Source organism: Caballeronia sp. LZ029, assembly GCF_031451275.1.
In the GTDB taxonomy this organism is placed as follows: Bacteria; Pseudomonadota; Gammaproteobacteria; order Burkholderiales; family Burkholderiaceae; genus Caballeronia; species Caballeronia jiangsuensis.
Genome location: NZ_JARUXO010000002.1, coordinates 126,643 through 145,444, shown reverse-complemented (window position 1 = coordinate 145,444; position 18,802 = coordinate 126,643). Strand labels below are relative to the sequence as shown.

General features: G+C 59.9%; 20 protein-coding genes, 1 tRNA gene and 3 pseudogenes. 10 read left to right on the top strand and 14 right to left on the bottom strand.

Annotation, left to right across the window (positions count from 1 at the left end; genetic code table 11):
• Nucleotides 1-114: 114 nt before the first annotated feature.
• The 3 genes from QCE73_RS15690 to QCE73_RS15680 form a co-directional block, all read right to left on the bottom strand.
• Nucleotides 115-405, bottom strand: coding sequence for a superinfection immunity protein (locus tag QCE73_RS15690; protein WP_014253170.1), 291 nt, complete (start codon nucleotides 403-405; stop codon nucleotides 115-117).
• Between the two features lie 365 nt (nucleotides 406-770).
• Nucleotides 771-1,223, bottom strand: a complete 453-nt coding sequence (locus QCE73_RS15685) for a universal stress protein (RefSeq protein WP_075583989.1) — start codon at nucleotides 1,221-1,223, stop codon at nucleotides 771-773.
• Between the two features lie 293 nt (nucleotides 1,224-1,516).
• Nucleotides 1,517-1,864 (bottom strand): DUF2934 domain-containing protein, encoded by a 348-nt coding sequence (locus QCE73_RS15680; RefSeq protein WP_075583988.1) that lies wholly within the window; start codon nucleotides 1,862-1,864, stop codon nucleotides 1,517-1,519.
• Between the two features lie 250 nt (nucleotides 1,865-2,114).
• Here QCE73_RS15680 and QCE73_RS15675 point away from each other — a divergent pair, with 250 nt between their 5' ends.
• A complete protein-coding gene (locus QCE73_RS15675) occupies nucleotides 2,115-2,366 on the top strand; it encodes a hypothetical protein (protein ID WP_309882173.1) in 252 nt (83 codons plus the stop codon).
• 35 nt (nucleotides 2,367-2,401) lie between these two features.
• Here QCE73_RS15675 and tnpC read toward each other — a convergent pair whose 3' ends face one another.
• The 3 genes from tnpC to tnpA form a co-directional block, all read right to left on the bottom strand.
• Complete coding sequence (tnpC, locus tag QCE73_RS15670) at nucleotides 2,402-3,970, bottom strand: IS66 family transposase (protein WP_309882172.1); 1,569 nt, start codon at nucleotides 3,968-3,970, stop codon at nucleotides 2,402-2,404.
• Nucleotides 3,971-4,035: 65 nt separating this feature from the next.
• Entirely contained in the window at nucleotides 4,036-4,404 is a 369-nt protein-coding gene (tnpB, locus tag QCE73_RS15665; RefSeq protein ID WP_148276314.1) for an IS66 family insertion sequence element accessory protein TnpB, read from the bottom strand.
• Nucleotides 4,371-4,757 carry an IS66-like element accessory protein TnpA gene (gene tnpA / locus QCE73_RS15660; RefSeq protein WP_014253167.1) on the bottom strand — a complete coding sequence of 129 codons (387 nt, stop codon included), beginning with the start codon at nucleotides 4,755-4,757 and terminating at the stop codon, nucleotides 4,371-4,373. Before tnpA ends, tnpB begins: the two co-directional genes overlap by 34 nt.
• Nucleotides 4,758-4,954: 197 nt before the next feature.
• On the opposite strand from tnpA, the gene QCE73_RS15655 reads away from it, so the two are divergent.
• Entirely contained in the window at nucleotides 4,955-5,143 is a 189-nt protein-coding gene (locus QCE73_RS15655) for a hypothetical protein (protein ID WP_035511481.1), read from the top strand.
• 269 nt (nucleotides 5,144-5,412) lie between these two features.
• On the opposite strand, the pseudogene QCE73_RS15650 reads toward QCE73_RS15655, so the two are convergent.
• Nucleotides 5,413-6,740 (bottom strand): annotated as a pseudogene (locus QCE73_RS15650) (NAD(P)/FAD-dependent oxidoreductase).
• Between the two features lie 381 nt (nucleotides 6,741-7,121).
• On the opposite strand from QCE73_RS15650, the pseudogene QCE73_RS15645 reads away from it, so the two are divergent.
• The 7 genes and pseudogenes from QCE73_RS15645 to QCE73_RS15615 form a co-directional block, all read left to right on the top strand.
• Nucleotides 7,122-7,556, top strand: a pseudogene (locus tag QCE73_RS15645) (VIT1/CCC1 transporter family protein); the annotation flags it as partial.
• Between the two features lie 315 nt (nucleotides 7,557-7,871).
• Nucleotides 7,872-8,510, top strand: a complete 639-nt coding sequence (locus QCE73_RS15640; protein WP_014253164.1) for a hypothetical protein — start codon at nucleotides 7,872-7,874, stop codon at nucleotides 8,508-8,510.
• 167 nt (nucleotides 8,511-8,677) lie between these two features.
• Nucleotides 8,678-8,995, top strand: a complete 318-nt coding sequence (gene groES, locus QCE73_RS15635; RefSeq protein WP_014253163.1) for a co-chaperone GroES — start codon at nucleotides 8,678-8,680, stop codon at nucleotides 8,993-8,995.
• Nucleotides 8,996-9,102: 107 nt separating this feature from the next.
• Nucleotides 9,103-10,725: a chaperonin GroEL gene (gene groL, locus QCE73_RS15630; protein ID WP_309882166.1), complete on the top strand. Its 1,623-nt coding sequence runs from the start codon at nucleotides 9,103-9,105 to the stop codon at nucleotides 10,723-10,725.
• 109 nt (nucleotides 10,726-10,834) lie between these two features.
• Nucleotides 10,835-11,089 carry a hypothetical protein gene (locus tag QCE73_RS15625; protein ID WP_014253161.1) on the top strand — a complete coding sequence of 85 codons (255 nt, stop codon included), beginning with the start codon at nucleotides 10,835-10,837 and terminating at the stop codon, nucleotides 11,087-11,089.
• Between the two features lie 18 nt (nucleotides 11,090-11,107).
• Complete coding sequence (locus QCE73_RS15620; protein WP_051627286.1) at nucleotides 11,108-11,674, top strand: hypothetical protein; 567 nt, start codon at nucleotides 11,108-11,110, stop codon at nucleotides 11,672-11,674.
• A 136-nt stretch (nucleotides 11,675-11,810) separates the two neighbouring features.
• Nucleotides 11,811-12,152 (top strand): hypothetical protein, encoded by a 342-nt coding sequence (locus tag QCE73_RS15615; RefSeq protein ID WP_309882163.1) that lies wholly within the window; start codon nucleotides 11,811-11,813, stop codon nucleotides 12,150-12,152.
• Nucleotides 12,153-12,245: 93 nt separating this feature from the next.
• Here the strand turns inward: QCE73_RS15615 and QCE73_RS15610 are convergent.
• The 4 genes from QCE73_RS15610 to QCE73_RS15595 form a co-directional block, all read right to left on the bottom strand.
• Nucleotides 12,246-12,318: transfer RNA gene (locus QCE73_RS15610), tRNA-Lys, on the bottom strand.
• Nucleotides 12,319-12,365: 47 nt separating this feature from the next.
• On the bottom strand, nucleotides 12,366-12,926 hold the full coding sequence (locus QCE73_RS15605) for an Hsp20/alpha crystallin family protein (protein ID WP_035511474.1): 561 nt from the start codon (nucleotides 12,924-12,926) through the stop codon (nucleotides 12,366-12,368).
• Between the two features lie 101 nt (nucleotides 12,927-13,027).
• Nucleotides 13,028-13,435 carry an Hsp20/alpha crystallin family protein gene (locus QCE73_RS15600; protein WP_014253158.1) on the bottom strand — a complete coding sequence of 136 codons (408 nt, stop codon included), beginning with the start codon at nucleotides 13,433-13,435 and terminating at the stop codon, nucleotides 13,028-13,030.
• A gap of 25 nt (nucleotides 13,436-13,460) precedes the next feature.
• A complete protein-coding gene (locus QCE73_RS15595; protein ID WP_035511486.1) occupies nucleotides 13,461-13,904 on the bottom strand; it encodes an Hsp20/alpha crystallin family protein in 444 nt (147 codons plus the stop codon).
• A 246-nt stretch (nucleotides 13,905-14,150) separates the two neighbouring features.
• Between QCE73_RS15595 and QCE73_RS15590 the strand changes: the two genes are divergently transcribed.
• Entirely contained in the window at nucleotides 14,151-14,534 is a 384-nt protein-coding gene (locus QCE73_RS15590; RefSeq protein WP_014253156.1) for a hypothetical protein, read from the top strand.
• A 179-nt stretch (nucleotides 14,535-14,713) separates the two neighbouring features.
• On the opposite strand, the gene QCE73_RS15585 is transcribed toward QCE73_RS15590, so the two are convergent.
• The 3 genes and pseudogenes from QCE73_RS15585 to QCE73_RS15575 form a co-directional block, all read right to left on the bottom strand.
• Nucleotides 14,714-15,088: a hypothetical protein gene (locus QCE73_RS15585; RefSeq protein WP_035511472.1), complete on the bottom strand. Its 375-nt coding sequence runs from the start codon at nucleotides 15,086-15,088 to the stop codon at nucleotides 14,714-14,716.
• A gap of 142 nt (nucleotides 15,089-15,230) precedes the next feature.
• Nucleotides 15,231-17,166, bottom strand: a pseudogene (dnaK, locus tag QCE73_RS15580) (molecular chaperone DnaK).
• Nucleotides 17,167-17,231: 65 nt separating this feature from the next.
• Entirely contained in the window at nucleotides 17,232-18,242 is a 1,011-nt protein-coding gene (locus QCE73_RS15575; protein WP_231928066.1) for an RNA polymerase sigma factor, read from the bottom strand.
• Nucleotides 18,243-18,802 lie beyond the last annotated feature (560 nt).

The window sequence follows — 18,802 nt, the reverse complement described above, 5'->3', positions numbered from 1 at the left end:
GTCAGGCGCTCTTCGGGTTGAAGCTGTTGATACTGAGTTGTTTCGTGCATCGCAACACCTTATACGAAACAGGTGTTGCACTTCACATTTGAGGCCGCCCACACAAATGCCCCTTTACGCGTTACGCGATTCGCGTCTGCGCGCACGGAACGTAAGCGCACTGATCGTACGCTGTGCCGACGCTCGCCGGTTGCTCTTCGTGATTCGCTTTAGCTTCCTAGCGCTATCGGGATGAAACGCCCAGCGAAGCGCCGCAAACCAGCCCACGATGGTCCAGCCGAACAGGATATTGAAGAGCGCGAGCATCAGCACGGAGCGTCGCTTCCTGCGGTCCGCGAGGATCGCGGGCAGCAGGTAAATCGCAACGGCTACGGCGGTCAGTAGAACGTCCTGAAGAGCGTGCATGATGTCTTTTGCTTCTACCGTACGAACCGGCAGCACTCGTTGGCCTTTCGAAATCCGCTAACTCTTCTGCTTGTCGCATCACGAGCGAGCGGTAAAGCCCAAGATTCGTCCCGCCGGGCCGGCAGCGTCTATAACAACCTCACTGGCGATCGATTTCGAAGCGCCCAGCCGCGCCAAGATCCGCCCGAGCACATCTTCGACGTCATGTCATTTTGGCGGTTTGGCCGCGCTTGAGGAAAAGGAGGCCGAGAAAATCAGTCTTCTCCGCGGCGAGGCTCTTTATTCTCGGCCGGACGAACTTCGGCTCCTAACTTCATTGGATAAAACGGCTTCCCTCGCAGAGAGACACTTTTATCCCCTCCAAATCACAGGCCCTGTTGATCTTGTAAATCCATGGCAACGAGTACGCTGCACGAAACCCGGTCGAGTAACCGACCATCGTCTTGACCGGTCCACCATCGTGAAAGAAGGCCGCTCCGATGGTGCCCTACCACAATGAGGTCGATATTCAGTTCCTCCGCGAAGCGGGGGATTTGATCCATGGGGTTTCCAATTGCGAAGTGGCTGGACGCCGCCACGCCGAGTTGCGACAGTTTGTTCACTCCTTCACGCAATACTTCTTTCGCCGACATCTCCTCGAAATCGAGGGCAACTGCCGGAATAGCGTCAAGACCTCGTGCCCACGCCGCATCGTCTACCACGGCAAGAAGATGCGTTTCAGCGCCAAGCTGTCGCGCAAGTTCAGCGCCAAGACGCAACGCACAGCGTCCTTCTCGTGTGCCGTTGTAGCACAATAAGATGCGCCGATAGGTGGCCATGGTCCCTCCCCCCGTTTGAAACGCGCTTCGAAAAAACTTCGGAGAGTGATTTACCGACGTTGAGGGACGGCGATAAATCTGCATCGGCGTGCCGTCAGCCGTGGTGTCGATGGCCGAGGACGACACGCTCTTCGAAACCTGATTTTCCGCCTCAGAGACTCAGCGCTTCAACGCCGGCACAAGAGTTCCGCCGGGTTTAGGACTCGGCGCCTTCAAATTGACAAGCGCACCGATGTTCGCACCACACTGCCTACGTCGAATCGGAACCGAGCACACTCCTTACTCCAAATATATCACGTTATGATGTATTTGGTTTGTATTCGCCTTGGACACTGACCTGAATGATCGTAGCTGTCGTTCCAAACGCTTGGGAGGGTGCCAGCGTGGTAACCATAAGCGATGACATGCACGCCGATTCGGATCGCGTCCAGTGCAGCTGCCTTCAACGCCCGGCTTGAAAGTCGCGTTCCGCTATCCGACCCAGCCGCGCTCTCGCCGGTCGAAATCTCAGGTGTTTCTTCGGCAAGGGACGGTTTTGCGAGTTCCCCAAAGTCTTCTGCACGGCCTTCCGGACAATCTTGTCGCTCCCACAATTCGTATGCACGGCGACGAATGCGAACTTGCTCTTTCTGATCTTCCATTTGTTCCTTCTAATTCACCGCAGCCCATCTACCTTGTCCCAACTTACCGCGTCGTGACCAAGAATACGCAATTGCCGTTCTTTTTCTCACGCAGGAGGTCTTGCGGGTCACCGGTACGTAAGCGCCCAGGGAAGGCATCTAGACGGCCTGTAGTCGCGACGCCCATCAGATTGCCAAACTGACTCGATGTGATAGCGTGTCGGTGTACCCGAATTTTTCTTTCGGATCGTTCGATTCCTGTGAGTTATCCATGCCTCTTTCCGTTGCCCAAGCTAACCACGTTGCGAAGGTTTTCCCGGAGTGCCGCGCCGAGATGACCGATTTCCTCGAGGCAGGCGCGGAAGTGGTGATCTACAAGCAGGATGAATGCGGCAGCGATGTCCTGCCCTACGCAATCGCCGTTGCGGGTACCGCTTTTTGGATTGATTGCTGCGAGACACCGGGGGAGGCGACAGCGCTGGCTTCCTCCCTTGGCCTTAGAGTCGTTGCCGCACTCCGGTAGCTCCTTGTCTGCGCGCCTGGTTTCGCTACTAATGCTTAACCAATGGTGGGCGCCCAACGATGCGGAAGTAATTGCGAGATGTCGTTGGCGCGATGAGTAGGCAATCGCGTAAGTACGTCTTTTAGGTAGACGTAGGGATCATGCGCGTTGAGCTGCGCCGAGCGGATCAGGCTCATGATTGCAGCACCACGCTGCCCCGCTCGCAGTGACCCTGCGAACAACCAGTTGGACCTGCCGATGGCCCACGGACGGATCTGATTTTCGACCCAATTGTTGTCTATGGGTACGCGCCCGTCTTCGAGATAACGCGTCAGCGCTTGCCAACGCTTCAGGCTGTAGTCCAACGCCTTGGCAATGGCGGAGCCATCGGAAACGAGCTTGCGTTGAGTAACGAGCCATTCGTAAAGCGCATCGCTTACTGGCTTGGCACGGCTCTGCCGAAGCCGGTGGCGGGTATCGACATCCAGATTTGCGGCATCGCGCTCGATGTCATAGAGCTCAGTGAAGAATGGTAATGCCTTTTCAGCGAGCTGGCTGCTGTGATTGGCATGCAGTTCGAAGAACTTGCGTCTCGCGTGCGCTGTGCAGCCGATCTCGGTGACGCCCTGAAGGAACAAGGCCTTGTAACCACCGTAGTCATCACACACCAGCTTGCCATGCCAGCCTTCTAGGAATGTGCGGGCATGCTCGCCGGCTCGGCTGCCGGCGAAGTCGTACACCACCGCGCGAAGGTTACTGAACTGCGTAGGCGTATACGCCCACAGATAAGCCCGATGTGTCTTCCCCTTGCCGGGGCTGAGCATCTGTACCGGCGTTTCGTCGGCGTGCAACACGCCTTGCTCCAAGATCTCTAGTCGAAGGGCGTCGACCAGTGGCTGCAACTGCGCGCCACATGCGCCCACCCACGCTCCCAGCGTGGACCTTGGTATCGCCAAGCCCGCCCGAGCAAAGATCTGCTCCTGACGGTACAGCGGCAAGTGATCTGCGAATTTGTTGACGAGTACCGATGCTAGAAGTCCGGTGGTTGGGATGCCTTTGTCGATGACGTGCGCGGGCACGGGTGCCTGGATTAGCGTCTCACAGTGGCGACATACCCATTTACCGCGAATGTGTCGCTCCACCGTGAACACGCCCGGCGCGTAATCTAACTTCTCGCTGATGTCTTCGCCGATACGAACACGTTCGCATCCGCATTGGCACACCGTGTCGTCGGGTTCATGACGGATGTCGACACGCGGCAACTGCGGCGGCAAGGGTGCGCGCTTTGGCTGCTCGTGTCGGCGCTTCCGTGCAGGCTCGAGCTCTTCGAGCTCTATCTCGATGGCAGCCAGGTCGCCATCAATCGCCTCGTCAAGCAGGCTCATTTGCTCGTTGTTGAGCTGCTCGCTGCGACGGCCAAACTGCTGGCGCCTGAGCACGGAGATCTCGTGAGTCAGTTGGTCGATGCGGGTTTGCCGGTAATGCAGCTCCCGCTCCAACGCATCGACTTCTCTGCGTTTCTCCGTCACCTCCAGATCCTTGGCGTGGACCTCGGCGAGCAGTTGCGCTGCGAGGGCACGCAACTGCTCTGGACTGAGGTCGTCGAGGTCGGCCGGCGGGTTCATGCAGACCAGTCTGCCAGAACCCCGCACACGCGAGAAGCACAACTGTATACGTCGTCGCCGACACATCAGATTATGCGTATCACGCCACTTTGGCCGATGCGCTGCCACGGCAGCCCGAGCACCAAGGCCGCCAGTTGCTCATGCGTGAGTACCTGCTGCTTGGGTTCGCTGCCAGCGTGAGGCCAGGCGAATTGCCCCTCGTTCAGTCGGCGCGCAGCCAACCAGATGCCGATGCCGTCGTGGACGAGAACCTTCAGTCGGTTGGCGCGGCGGTTGGTGAACAGATAGGCGTGGTGCGGATGCGCGGCGCCGAACACCTTCACCACGCGCCCCAACGCCGTGTCGAAGCCAGCCCGCATGTCCAGCGGATCGACTGCTAGCCAGATCTCGTCGACACGAATCACCGCAGCCACTCGCGCAGCCATGTCGCGCATTGCGCGGCTTCGGAGACCGGCCAGCTCACGGTTATCGACTGATTACCCCGGCGAACTTCGACACGGATCTCCGGCGAGGCTACCTCCTTTGCGCCCATGGCTACAGGAACGAATGCTGGTAGTAGTGTCGATTGAGCTTCTACCGGGCGTTCAGACAACCGCTTCGGAAGTCTGCCTTCTGCCTGATCAAGCCAGCGGCGCAATAGATTCGCGTTGAGCCGATGTTCCAGCGCGACGGCCGACACCGACACGCCGGTGCCCTGGCAAGCGGCGACAACGCGCGCCTTGAATTCTTCGGTGTAGCGGCGACGACGGCGACGCGTCGGCAACGCCTCTTCTTCGATAGTGTTCACGTGTCCGCTTATTCGCTTTGGTGGACACGATACTCCCAAGCGCTTCAACTACGATCAAGGTGAGTTGCCCGGCCGCTTACGCCCATTCCGCCAGCGATTCCGGATGCTGCGCTCCGTCGATCGCTGACGCTTGACGTATCGCTGCTCGTGATAACGGCCTCGATATCGAACCGGCGCATCGCGTTCACAAACTGACAATGGCGTTGTCGCTGATCGCATCGACGCGCCGCGTCGCGTTGTTGCCGTCCTACGCGGAGAATTTCCTTCCCTGGTCGGTCACGAGCCGACCGCTGAAGGGCGAAGCGCCGACGATCGATCTCGTCGTCGGCTACAACGGACCAATCGTTCGCCGATCGCCGAGCTATTTCTTTCGCGGATCGATTTGATTCGGAATTGACGCAGGAAAGACGTTTGGGCTCCGCCTGGTACATGGGCTGGCCGTTGACCCAAGCGGGAGGTAGAGCGGACGGTTGAATACTCCGTCACCCAACTTGAGCACAGACTGCTATTGGCCGAAACCGATGGCCGGCTCCCTCACCTCGGCGCATTGCCATCGGACTAACGATAGGAGGCTAATCTCCCATTTGCCCCGAATTATCATTGTGTCTTCATGACAATACACTGGAAGCCGCCGGACGAACCCATGGCGGTCTTCTTACATCATTTCAGGGCGATGCAGCGCCGTGCCGTCGCTAAACCGCTCGAGTTTGTAGGGTCCAAGATCGAACTGCGGCGCTTCGTTCGTCACGAGCTGGCTCGTCAGCAATCCCGCACCCGGTCCCAGTGCGAAACCATGTCCGCTAAATCCGGAGGCGATGACGAGTCCCGGCTTCGCTGCGATTTTAGAGATGATCGGCATCAGGTCGGGCGTTGTGTCGATGGCGCCAGCCCAGGCATGGGCGATCCGCACGTTCGCCAGTTCGGGAAACACGCCTGCGATGTTTCGAACGGCGCGCGAGAGCCATTCGGTGTCCGGCCGGGGATCCAGAATGCGGCATTTCTCGAACGGCGTCTTATCACCGTCGTTCCAGGCGGCGCTTGCCTCCGGTCCGTTAAAAAAGCTGGAACCCACGCGGATCTTCAGCTTCTTGTTGAGCTTGCTGCGGAACATGGTGCGGAATTTTACTGAATGGCGCAGGTTCTGTGGCGCGAGCTCAACCCGGCCATAGCCGGGAACGGCAATCGTGTAGCCGCCGTCCAGGCGCCGCCTGAGCGCGAAGGCCGGTCCGGCGAAACAGCCTTCGATGACGCCTGGCGCTTCCGCTGTGCGCAGCGCTGTGCCTACCACGTTAATGGCTGGCAGATCGATGCCGTGGTGCTGGCAAACAGCGCGCTCCATGCGCCGCCCGTGAGTACCACGGAATCTGCCGCGATACGTCCGCGTTCCGTCCATACGCCGGACACCCTTCCGCCGCTCATATCAAGACCTCGAGCGGCGCAATTCTGGAGCACCCTCGCGCCGGACTTCTGCGCGCCGCGTGCGATGGCTGGCGCCGCCTTGGAGGGTTCCGCACGGCCGTCCGTGGCCGACCACAGACCGCCGACCCAGCGCGCCTTTGACGTCGGGACGCGTGCTTCGAGTTCGCGGGCCGAGAGAATGTCGCTGCGAAAGCCGACCTCACGTGCCTGGGCGAGCCACGCTTTCCAGCGCTCGACATCCGCCTCCTGCTCAGTGCCGTAGAGAATGCCGCTCTTGCGAAAGCCGATGTCGTCGCCGAGTTCGGAGCTGAGTTCGCCCCAGCGTTTGAGGCTGTGCATGGCGAGCGGCAATTCGTACAAGTCGCGATTCTGATGACGCACCCAGCCCCAGTTCCGTCCCGATTGCTCGCCGCCGATGATGCCCTTCTCGATAAGCGTCACCGATATCCCGCGCCGCGCGAGTTCATACGCCGTGCTGACGCCGACGATGCCGCCACCTATAACCACGACATCGCATCGATCCGAGAATGCTTCGCTATTGATGACTTCGTCGATTCTGAGCATGATTGGCTGATGATGTAATCGCGGCTCGCGAGCGCCGCTTGGCTACGGCGCATCGGGCGGGATATGTTAAGAATGCTGAGCGCAATGTCGCACCATCCGCTTGCGTTGGATAGGACGATCTTCCTGCGCGCCGCATGCTCGCCTGCCCGGTCAACGGACCCGCGTCCGGTGAGAAGTGGCGCGGTAGACTTTCTCGACCGATCAATGGCCATCCTGGCCACAGCAGTTGCCGCCGCGTCATTCCCCACGTCCGGATTGCCTGGAACGATTATGGCCAGGTATGCGCCGCCATGAGCGGTCAGCTTGGCGCACACATCAAAACTGAAATGCTAGGGACGACGCGGCCGTCTGTTTCGCAATTCGTGCAGGCATGCACCATGCCCTGAATCAGAAGAGCACGAGCTTGCACTCATCTACAAAGCGAAAGGATTGAGCGCGGAAGAGGCCAAGCGTGTCGCCTCGCAAATCATGCAGGATTAGAACAAGGCATTAGACGCGCTGGTGCGCGAGGAACTGGTACTTGACCCGGCTGAACTAGGCGGCAATCCGTGGTCCGCTGCCGGCGTCTCGTTTTGCCTGTTTTCCATCAGCGCCATTTTCCCCGGCATGCCGTTCCTTAGGTCGACAGGTGGAACGGCAATCGTCGAATGCATCGGTTTCAGCATGCTGGCACTGGCGGCCATCGGAGTCTTCACCTCGGTGTTCAACGGTCGCAGTGCTAGATTTTCAGCGGTTCGGCAAATACTCGTTGGTCTGGCGGCAGCCGCGTTTACATTCGGCGTCGGCAGAGTCCTCGGAGTAGCAGTCGTCTCATAAGGTGTTTCATGCCTGTCTGCTGCGCTTTACTCTTTCAACGTGGCGACTCTGTGCCACGTTGGGTCTGCTGTTGAGCCAGAAGCTGCCAAAGGATGGTCCGCACGATGGTTTCGTTAGACGTCTCAAACTGGCCACACCGGTGCCCGGTCCCTGATCGGCACATTGCCATGCGACAAACGAACGAGGCAGAGCGCCATCTGCCCCGATTTCCTTTATGTCAAGTTGTGTTCGACTGGTAAGCATTGCTTGCGTGCACTACATAAAATAGCACGAACCACATTCAAGGGCCCTGCAGTTGTCAACTAGGGAGGCTTCATGGACCTTTTCGACCGGCTTCAAGAGCAGATAAACGCGGTGCGGCTGCCGCTCTTTGCCGTCACTGTCACCGCTGCGGCGCACATTAATACGCCGCTGATCGTGTTACTCCATTGGCACGGATTCCGGCGTGCGACGCCCCTCGTATTGCCTGGCATTGATATTCCTTCACGTCCTGTTCCTCCATCGACCATTACGCTGAATTTTCAATGGCGAAGCTTCGAGACGGTGGATTTGCTGGTGCTTGACGCAGCCTGGCAACTCGGCGCGTGGGACGTGGAGCGTGCTGAGCAGCGCAGTTGCAACGTCATAGGCGCACGCGCGGCAGAGGCGCTCGCCTGCCGGCAGGCGTTCGGTTTCTACGAGGCAGACGCGAGCAACAGGGCACCGCGAGACGATGCCGAGAGCGGGCGCGAAAGCTTAATGCAACTCGCTGCGCGCCGAGGCTATCTACGCTGGATTTTTCGACCTGCGCAGTCTGGTTTGTGGCGCGCGCTCAACGAACCCGACGACACATTGAATGCTGATGGCGGACGTCGCCCCCCGTGTCCTGCAGCGCCTATATCTCGCCGGCGCGACCACCGGGGGCGCACCATCTATCGGCTCGGCCGAGTGCATCGCATCCTGCTGCCGCTCTGATACAAAAAGTTACAAATCGAGTTTTCTCCACCCCTTGAATCGAAAAACGCCCACCCTTATTTCGCTTTTCGCCAGGCTTGGCTCGGCTGCGCGGTGGCACTCAGCGTGTCGCAATCGTGCGGCCGGATTCCCTTATTGGTGATCCTTTAATCGCTCAGGAGATGGAAATGCATATTCGTCCCCTCTACGACCGGGTTATCGTCAAGCGAATCGAAACGCAACGGACGACAGCTTCGGGCATCGTAATTCCCGATTCAGCAGCAGAAAAACCAGAACAAGGCGAAGTCGTCGCAGTCGGCAGCGGCCGGCTGCTGCAGGACGGCGCGCTGCGCCCGCTCCAGCTACAGGTCGGTGACCAGGTTCTATTCGGCAAATACGCAGGCCAGACCGTCAAGGTCGATGGCGAGGAGTTGCTTGTCATGCGCGAGGAGGACGTCATGGGCGTTCTTGAGGCGGACGCCGGTCCGGCGCGCAAGGCTGCCTGAACTTTAAATCGGATCCCCGACACTCGACTGGTGACGCCGGTACTGCGACCAGTCAATGCATCGGTAGATCGCGACCCGCTGGTCAACACAAACTCCGGAGCAATAACATGAGCGCAAAAGAGGTCAAATTCCACGACACCGCCCGTTTCCGCATCGTCAAAGGCGTCAATGTGCTGGCCGATGCCGTGAAGGTTACCCTTGGGCCCAAAGGCCGAAACGTCCTGATCGAACGCAGCTTCGGCGCGCCGACCATCACGAAGGATGGGGTGTCAGTCGCCAAGGAGATCGAACTCAAGGACCGATTCGAGAACATGGGCGCACAGATCGTCAAACAGGTCGCTTCGAAGACGGCGGACGTGGCCGGCGACGGCACCACGACGGCCACCGTTCTCGCACAAGCGATCGTCCAGGAAGGCATGAAACATGTCGCCTCCGGCATGAATCCGATGGATCTCAAGCGTGGCATCGACAAGGCCGTCGCTGCCTTACTCGACGAGCTGCGCACGCTGTCGAAGCCGATTTCGACCAACCGTGAGATTGCCCAGGTCGGCTCGATCTCCGCGAACGCCGACGAGGCGATCGGGACGATCATCGCGCAGGCGATGGAAAAAGTGGGCAAGGAAGGTGTGATCACCGTCGAAGATGGCAAGTCGCTCGAGAACGAGTTGGATGTTGTCGAGGGCATGCAGTTCGACCGTGGCTACATCAGCCCCTACTTCATTAACGATCCCGACAAGCAGGCTGCCTATCTCGACGATGCGCTGATTTTGCTGCACGACAGGAAGATCTCGAATATCCGGGATCTGTTGCCAGTGCTTGAAGCAACCTCAAAGGCTGGGAAGCCACTGCTGATCGTCGCAGAGGACATCGATGGCGAAGCGCTGGCGACGTTGGTCGTTAATGCCATGCGCGGCATCCTCAAGGTCGCTGCCGTCAAAGCGCCAGGTTTCGGTGACCGGCGCAAAGCCATGCTCGAGGACATCGCAACGCTGACGGGCGCGACGGTCATCTCCGAAGAAACCGGCAAGCAGTTGCAGAAGGCAGCCCTTGAAGATCTCGGACGAGCGAAGCGCATTGAAGTCCGCAAGGACGACACGATCATCATCGATGGGGCGGGCGACGAAGCGCGCATCGCGGCACGCGTGAAGTCCATTCGTGCGCAGATCGAGGAAACGACAAGCGATTACGACCGCGAGAAGCTGCAGGAACGGGTGGCGAAGCTCGCCGGTGGCGTGGCCGTCATCAAGGTCGGCGCGGCCACCGAGGTCGAAATGAAGGAGAAGAAAGACCGCGTGGACGACGCGCTGCACGCTACACGTGCCGCAGTCGAGGAAGGCATCGTGCCCGGCGGTGGGGTGGCGCTGCTGCGCGCGCGGGAAGCGGTGACGGGACTGAAAGGCGCCAACACCGATCAGGACGCGGGCATCCAGATCGTACTGCACGCGCTCGAGGCGCCGCTGCGCATCATCGCCGCGAATGCGGGCGACGAGCCTTCGGTGGTCATCGCAAAAGTAGTCGAAGGCCACGGCAACTTTGGCTACAACGCAGCCCTCGGCGAATACGGCGATCTTGTTGAAGCGGGCGTCGTCGATCCGACCAAGGTCACACGTACCGCGCTGCAGAACGCCGCATCGATTGCGGGGTTGATTCTCACAACCGATGCCACCGTCGCCGAAGCGCCGAAAGACGATAAGCCGACGCAGACGCCCGCACGGGAATTCGAGTATTAACCGGCAGCGGGTTGCTCGACGTGCCTGTCGTTGATGATAGGTGCAATTGGTTCATTTGCGGGCGCCGCATTTTACTCCGTCGTGCGGCGCTGCTTTTTAGCAAGCTGACATGAAACTCGAACTTCGCATTGATTCCAAGCCGCTCGAGGTCGAGCTCGACGATGTCATTGCGGCGCTCCTGGCGCGCCGGCTCGATCTACCCGACGACGCGAATCTCGAAGATGCCCTCGCTCGTTATCTAAGCGAAAAAGGTGCGCCGTGGGTGCTTGACGAGGAGCATATGCGTAGGCGTATTTTCCGTCGCCTGATCCTCGACATCGCCGACCCGGCCTTGATCATTCGACACCTGATGACCGGTCAATGACTCGCCCCGGAGCATGACATGATGAAAGGGACCTACAAACCGAACGACTCGACGAACCACGCGAGCTCGGGCGCTCGCGCTAGCGAGGCAATGCCCGATGGCACCGTCGCGCGCATCGTTTCGGAACTTGAGAATGTCGTGACGCTTATGCGTCAAACCTCGATGCAACGCGGTTATGTGTCAAGTCACATCTATATTCCCGCGACGCCGTCGCGCATGGACATGGCGATTTTAATTGCCTTGGCCGAGACGTACGGCCAAGCCATCGTCGAAGATCCGCGCTTTTATCCCGCGATTTCTTTTGTGGCTGAGCGCGGCGGCGTCGCCCTCGTCCAGCAAGTTCTCTTCGGCGACTCAATGAATTCCGTGCCATCGAGAGCTGCATGCAATGATGTGCTCTCCTCGCTGCTAGAAGAGGCCCGACCCGCCTTCGAGTTTCTCTGCGGAACTTGGCCCGAGGCCTTTATGGCACAGGCGAACACCGCCCTGCGCCGGCTCGGCTTTTCTGCGCTCACGAGACCCATGAACCCGCGGCAAGCGAGATCGATCCACCCAACGGATGACGGGGCCAACGCTGCGCGATAAGCATGGACATGCGAGGAGCCGCTCCAGGTGGACATGTTTTATAACGTAATGCATTGCTCGATGCGTGCCTGATCTGAGTGATATGCCCAGAGATTCTCGAGCGCCAGGCGCGCCGTCGCCCAAGCTCCCGTCCGGCGTGCTCGGCCTGGACTACCTCAAGTTTTCGCAACTGTCGGTGAGCGACGAATTCCTCATGCGGGAAGCGATTGGCAGCCCGGCCGTCGAAGACGCATTGGCTTTGATTCGCTTAGGTACAATGCGCGCCGCGCGGCCGGCAATGAAAGTATTCTTTGATGGTTGCCGGTTTTGGCTGGCCAGTCATGTTCACCGCTATCAGGCCGCCCGCCTTCTCGGCGCCTGTCACCAGGAGTTTTGGTGTGACATTCAAGCCGGCACGAGCAACGATGCTGTCCAGTACGCGTCGAGGATTACGGGCGGCAGCCGTACGTGTCATAACGCGCCCATTTCAGCGAGCTGATCGCCTCCATCGACTCAGCCAATCGGTCGGCGCGCTACCAAGAAATCAGACAGTGCGACACCTGCGGCGGCGGCATTGCGTCAGGATATCTCATGGGCCGTACTGGGTTCGAACCAGTGACCAACGGATTAAAAGTCCGCTGCTCTACCAGCTGAGCTAACGGCCCCCATCTTGCCGATGAACATGCTGCGGGCATCGCACTACCCGGTCACTCTAGCCAATATCGATCGTGCGACTCGCGGAACGCGCCGACTCCGACTTCGGCACGGTCAACGTAAGTATCCCCTGGTCGAATTTGGCCAGGGCGCGATCGGGCTCGGCGTTTTCTGGCATCGGTATGGTCCGTGTAAAGCGCCCATACGCTCGCTCCAGCCGGTAGCAGCCGTCCTCTTCGCTACGGACATCCTGTTTCTTCTCGCCGCGCAAGACGAGCGCGCCATCCTCGACGCTTACGCTCACGTCCTCGCGCTCCATTCCGGGCAACTCAGCCGTCACGCGCAGTATCTTTCCTTCGTCGACCACGTCGATACGCGGCTGGAAGCGCGATGAGCTGAAGTCGCCAAACCATCTTTCCAGCGCCCCGCGTCCGGCAAAGGGATCCTGAAAAAATTCCTCGACGGCGCGCCACGGATCGCGCGAGAAGAATCGAGGCATGTCAGGCCACGTCGAGCGCGACTGTTCACCGCCCGGCGAATGCTCCGCGTCCGCATCGGACTTGCGCGTCGACCCGCGCAGGAACTTGAACGGGTTCCATTTCCTTGGATCGGTATTCATGGTTTGCTCCTGCGGATTTCATCAGCAAACGACTAAACCGCGGGTGGCGGCCTCTTGGACCGCTACTTCAAGGTCTCCCGCGGCTTTACCCGCTTGCCGACTCAGCCTGTACGCACTTCGATCCGGCGGGGGCGGGCTTCGTCCCGACGCGGTATTGTCAGCTGCAGCACGCCGTCCCTCAGATTAGCATCGATCTTCGAAGCATCCAGGTCGGACCCGAGCGAGAACGCTCGCGCGAAGTGGGGCTGGCGGATCTCGGCGTGCTGCAGGCGCAGCCCGGCCGGGCTCGGAACCACCGCCTCTGCCTCGATAAACAGATTACCGTCGTGGACCTTCACGTCGAGCCGATCCTTCGTTACGCCGGGCAAATCCGCCCACAAGACGACGCCCTGGCTATTTTCAAAGATATCGACCGGCGGCGTGATGGTGATCCGACGCTCGGACGGCTCCCCCTCCCTGCCGACGACCGCGCTTTCGCCTCTCCTGGCAAGCTCTGTTGTGGCGTTCATGATGTCCTCCTTCGACTCTGACGTTTCATTGAACGGTAATAGCTCGTGGCTTGGATGCCTCCCGCTTGCCAATGCTCACCGTCAGGCAGCCATTGGTGTATTGCGCAGTAACTTTGTCGGGGTCCGCATGCTCCGGTAGCTCAATGACGCGTCGAAAAGAACCTACGAATCGTTCCTGCGCATAGGTGCGCATTTCTTCACCGTTGGTCGCGGGTTGCGCCGCCGCGCGCTCTCCGCTGATGCTCAATAGGCCCTTGTCAATTGACACGTCCAGACTCTTCGGATCGACTCCGGGCGCAAACGCAACGACCTCGATCGAGTCGTCGGTCGAGCCGATATTGATTTGCGGGAAGGCGCCGAAACGCCCAGAACGGATGCTGGAAGGGAAACCACCGAACATGCTCGCCATCTGCCGTTGCAGGCGATCGAGTTCGCTGAACAGGTCGGTCCCGGAATAGAGATCGCTCATGATCATTTCCTCCTTTGAACCAGCAGGAAGACGAACGGGCCTACGCGCTCCAGTCCATCTGCCGTGCTGCGGGCAAACAAATCGAAACACGCAGCGCGCCGAACTGCTGCGCGACTGCCTGAGCGAAATTCAAGATAGGATCTCGCGCCGAAATTTCAAGGGGATGTTGCGAGTTTTCTGCTCTTGAAATCGGACGGGCGCATCCTATCTTTTCTCGACGTTCCTGACAGCCCTTGCGAGGACATTATGGAATTCGAATACGATTGGCTGACCCTCGGCCGGCACCGTATCCGGCTGCGCTCGACGAAGGGCTTCCCGACTGAGACGATGCGTACGGCGGTCCAGGTCATTCGGCTTGCGATCGACAACAACATGAGCGCGCGTGCGCGCATAGTCGAAGTCGTGGCGCGAAAGGAAGCCACTTACGAGGTCTCGGTTGGCAGCACGTTCGCCGACGACCGCTTATGCGCGCCCCAACTCGAAGCGGCGATCGCGACCGTCCTTGGCCTGCAACCCGCGCAGATCAATATCCTCGTAACAGTGGTGACGCAGGAAGAGGTCGATCTGCATTTCGGTGTCTACGAGAGGATGCTCGCCGAAAAGCTAGGCGTGGTGCCACCACTTCAATAGCGCATCGCTCACCCAGTTCGGGGCGTAAGGGCCCCGGGCGCGACACCGCTTGATGCTGGGGACTTAGCCTTAGCGCGCGCACGCTTGATCTTGATCAAGCCGCCGCCCTGCACCACAACGCCCAGTTAGTCGAGCCCAGGTCGCGGCACTCGGTGCACCGTCTTTGCACCTGTCGACCTTTACCAGACCGGAAACACCACGTCCGGCTGCGGTGAGAACTGTGTGCCCGAGCGAGGACAGCTCACGCGCCCCTTGACGGCCACCCGCTGGTCGAGAAAGGGAAGCAGCAGTGTGGGACCCGGGTTGCCACCGATACCGAGAAGGATATCGGTGACCACCTTGTCACTACAGGGCGAGGTCACCGGTCGATCCAGCAAAATCGTCGTGTAGTCGCCGGGCGCGTACTGGCCGCTGCCACGCTGGATGGTACCGGTAATCCAGATATCGTCTTGTAGCGGCAAGGTGCGCACCGGCGCACTCGTCGGCTTTGCGTCGCCGGACCAGCACATAGCCAACGCCGCCGCGGTCACGACAAGTATATGTTGCATGTTCATAGCCAAACCTCTTACCCATGAGCGCCAAGCTGACGAACACCGCGGCGCTGCGCCTGGCGCACCGCCGGTCCGATCGATACGAGCGCTCTCTCAGGGGTCACGCCTGCATCCGATCCTTGACGGCCGAGTGAGCGTCCCGGCGTCACCGCTTCCGATTCACCTCCTTGAAGTCTGCGTCAATCACACCATCATCCTGGCCTCGCCTCTGGGATTCGTGTTGCCCCGCCGTTTCGCTCGGACCGCTTCCTTGCGATGGTTTGTCCGCGTACATGCGTTCCCCGAGCTTTTGTGACGCCGTCGCCAGCGCGCCGATCCGGGCCTGTATTTCTTCCCTGTGGGACCGTCTCAATGCATCTTCAAGGTCCCTGATTGCAGCCTCAATCTCGCGCTTCTCGGCGGCGTCAAGCTTCTCACCATATTCAATCAGTGCCTTGCGCGTAGTGTGGACCAACGCATCGCCCTGATTACGCGCATCGACCAGCTCGCGCAGCCGGTGATCTTCTGCCGCATGCGCCTGCGCCTCCCGGACCATCTTTTCAATTTCGCCTTCGGACAATCCTGAATTCGCCTTGATGGTGATCCGGTTTTCCTTGCCGCTGGCCTTGTCTTTGGCCGATACGTGCAGGATGCCGTTCGCGTCGATATCAAAAGTCACTTCGATCTGCGGCACGCCACGGGGGGCTGGCGGGATCCCCTCCAAAGTGAAGTCGCCCAGCAGCTTGTTGCCGCTCGCCATCTCGCGTTCGCCCTGATACACCTTGATAGTGACCGCGGCCTGGTTGTCGTCGGCGGTCGAGAAAACTTCCGATAACCGGGTCGGAATGGTGGTGTTTTTCTCGATCATCTTTGTCATGACGCCACCGAGCGTTTCGATGCCAAGCGAGAGCGGCGTCACGTCGAGTAGCAAGACGTCCTTGCGCTCCCCGGACAGCACCGCCGCCTGGATGGCCGCCCCGACGGCCACCGCCTCATCGGGGTTGACATCCTTTCGCGGTTCCCGCCCAAAAAGCGCTCTGACCGTCTCCTGCACCTTGGGCATACGCGTCATGCCACCGACAAGAATGACGTCATCGACCTGTTCTGCCGTCAGACGCGCATCTTTAAGCGCAACGCGGCAAGGCTCCATCGTCCGCTCAATCAGGTCCTCCACCAGCGATTCGAGTTTCGCGCGCGTGAGTTTCACGTTCAGATGTTTGGGTCCCGATGCGTTCGCTGTGATGTACGGCAGGTTGATCTCAGTCTGCTGACTCGACGACAGTTCGATCTTGGCCTTCTCGGCCGCCTCCTTGAGACGCTGTAATGCGAGCACGTCCGTCGAGAGGTCAACGCCCTGCTCCTTTTTGAACTCGCCAACCAGATAGTCGATGATGCGTTGGTCAAAATCTTCGCCGCCCAGCAAGGTATCGCCGTTGGTCGACAGCACTTCGAACTGCTTTTCTCCGTGAACATCGGAGATCTCAATCAGCGAAATGTCAAAGGTGCCTCCGCCAAGATCAAAGACGGCAATCTTGCGGTCACGGCTTTCGCGCTTATCGAGGCCGAAGGCGAGCGCAGCGGCTGTGGGCTCGTTGATGATCCGCTTGACCTCGAGACCCGCAATGCGGCCGGCGTCCTTTGTCGCCTGGCGCTGGCTATCGTTGAAGTAGGCGGGCACCGTGATGACGGCTTCAGTGACCGACTCGCCGAGGTAGTCTTCGGCGGTCTGCTTCATCTTGCGCAGGACTTCGGCCGAGACCTGTGACGGTGCGAGCTTGCTCTCGCGCGCTTCGACCCACGCGTCGCCGTTCTCCGCCTTGACGATCTTGTAGGGCATGAGCCGAATATCCTTCTGCACCTCCTTCTCCTCGAAGCGGCGGCCGATCAGGCGCTTGACCGCAAACAGCGTGTTTTTCGGGTTGGCGACCGACTGCCGCTTCGCGGACGCGCCCACCAAGCAGCTCACTACCGTCGAGATACGCGACAACCGATGGCGTCGTGCGGGCGCCTTCTGAATTCTCAATCACCTTAACCTGCTTGCCTTCCATTGACGCCACACAGGAGTTCGTCGTGCCGAGATCGATGCCAATGATCTTGCTCATGATGTCTTCACCGGTATCAAAACACTTCAATTACTGATCGCTTGTCGCCGCTGGTCAGCCGGTCTCTAGGACACTTCTTGCGCCCTCGCAATTGCGCGAACATCATCGTCGTTGCTTCTCTGGCTCTCGAACGTCGCGCCGCGTTGCCTGCTCGAATTTTTGCGAAAGGCTCGACGCTGGCGGCAGCACGCCTGGCATTCGTAGCCAGCGGGCTCGTCCGACGCTTGCGGGATCAACCGTAGCGCTCCAAGTCTCGCCCGAAGGAACGCGTCGGCATGCGCCAGCCCCTGCTCAAGTGCCTGCTCCGTCACACCGGCTACCTGGGCGGCAGCGCCTACTGCAAGCCCCTCCAGCCGGCAAAGGACAACTGCGCGGCGCCAGGGTGCCGGCAGTTCCGAAAGGAGCGTCGCGAGCAGCGCGCGGATTTCTTGCTCGCTCACGGCCTCCTCGGGCGTCGCGTCCGCTGCAGGCATGACGTCTTCAAGACGCAGGACTTCATCGGGCTGCCAGTAGGCAAACAGTATTTCCTCGTCCTCTCGCGGCTCGCGCAGCTCGATCGGCAGTCTGCCCTCGAGCGAAATGCAGCGGCCCGCCTCGTCCTGGCGACGGCTCACTTCGTCGGCGAGAACGCTCAGCGTTATTTGGTACAACCACTGCAGCGGGTTGAGCTTACGTGAGCGCGTTGCCGACTGCTCACACGCACGGGCCAACGCCTCATCGACGATCTCGTCGACGGATGGCTCACCCGGGTCGAGTTCGCCTCGCGCCTGCAGGTCCGAAAGCTCCCGCTGCACAAAGCGATGCAGTGATGCGAGCAGCGGGCGAACGAGGCTGCTGAAGGACGCCGTTTCTGCGTCGCTCTCTTCGTTCAGTGCCGTCTTGAGTTGCCGCAGGCCGACGCGCCGCTCCTTGCGACGCCAGGCGTCCTCGTGACGCAGATGTGCAACGTGGCGTTCAACCTGCCGATCCAGCTCTGTAAAGGCGTGTTCGATTGCCTTTTCCAATCGCGACGATTCCTCTGCGCACGCCAGCGTCGCGCCGGACAGTGATCTGCAAACGAACGCGATAGAGACCATGTTGGCGGCTCCTGTCCAGGGTTGCGTGCAAACGGAGCAGTTCGGTCGGAAAGTGCGACAAATGCGGGGCGAGCACCCGTTCAGCGAGCCGCTCGATCATCTGATGAAGATCCGGACGTGAAAGCTTCGCTACGTTCCGGTAACGAATGACCGTTTTCATCTCAAGCCTGTCCACGGATTGTTTCGCTGCTGATCGACAATTCTCGGCGCGCACTCCGCAGAAGTTTCTTTCTCATCGGCCACTGCGATGGGAAGCCGCCCGCCCCCCGGCGCGAGGATGCGACGTCCGGACTGTTCCGCGTCGCCCTGCGTCCCCGGTTTAGAGGCCATCCTGACGCGGCACGGCCAGCTTAAGCGCTACGGAGCGCGCACGAGGATATTCGCGCCGTCGCCGACGTTCGGCGTTGCCCCCTGGCCCGTGGATGCGAGAAGGAGGCTGGCGAATCAATGGCGCGAGGGAACGCCCGAAACAAGCGTCGGTCGCAATGCGGAAGCAGCGACATGCAGAAAAAAGCGCCGAAGTTTGAGAGCGACGCTCAGTGCCATCGGTGCAGTCCGAG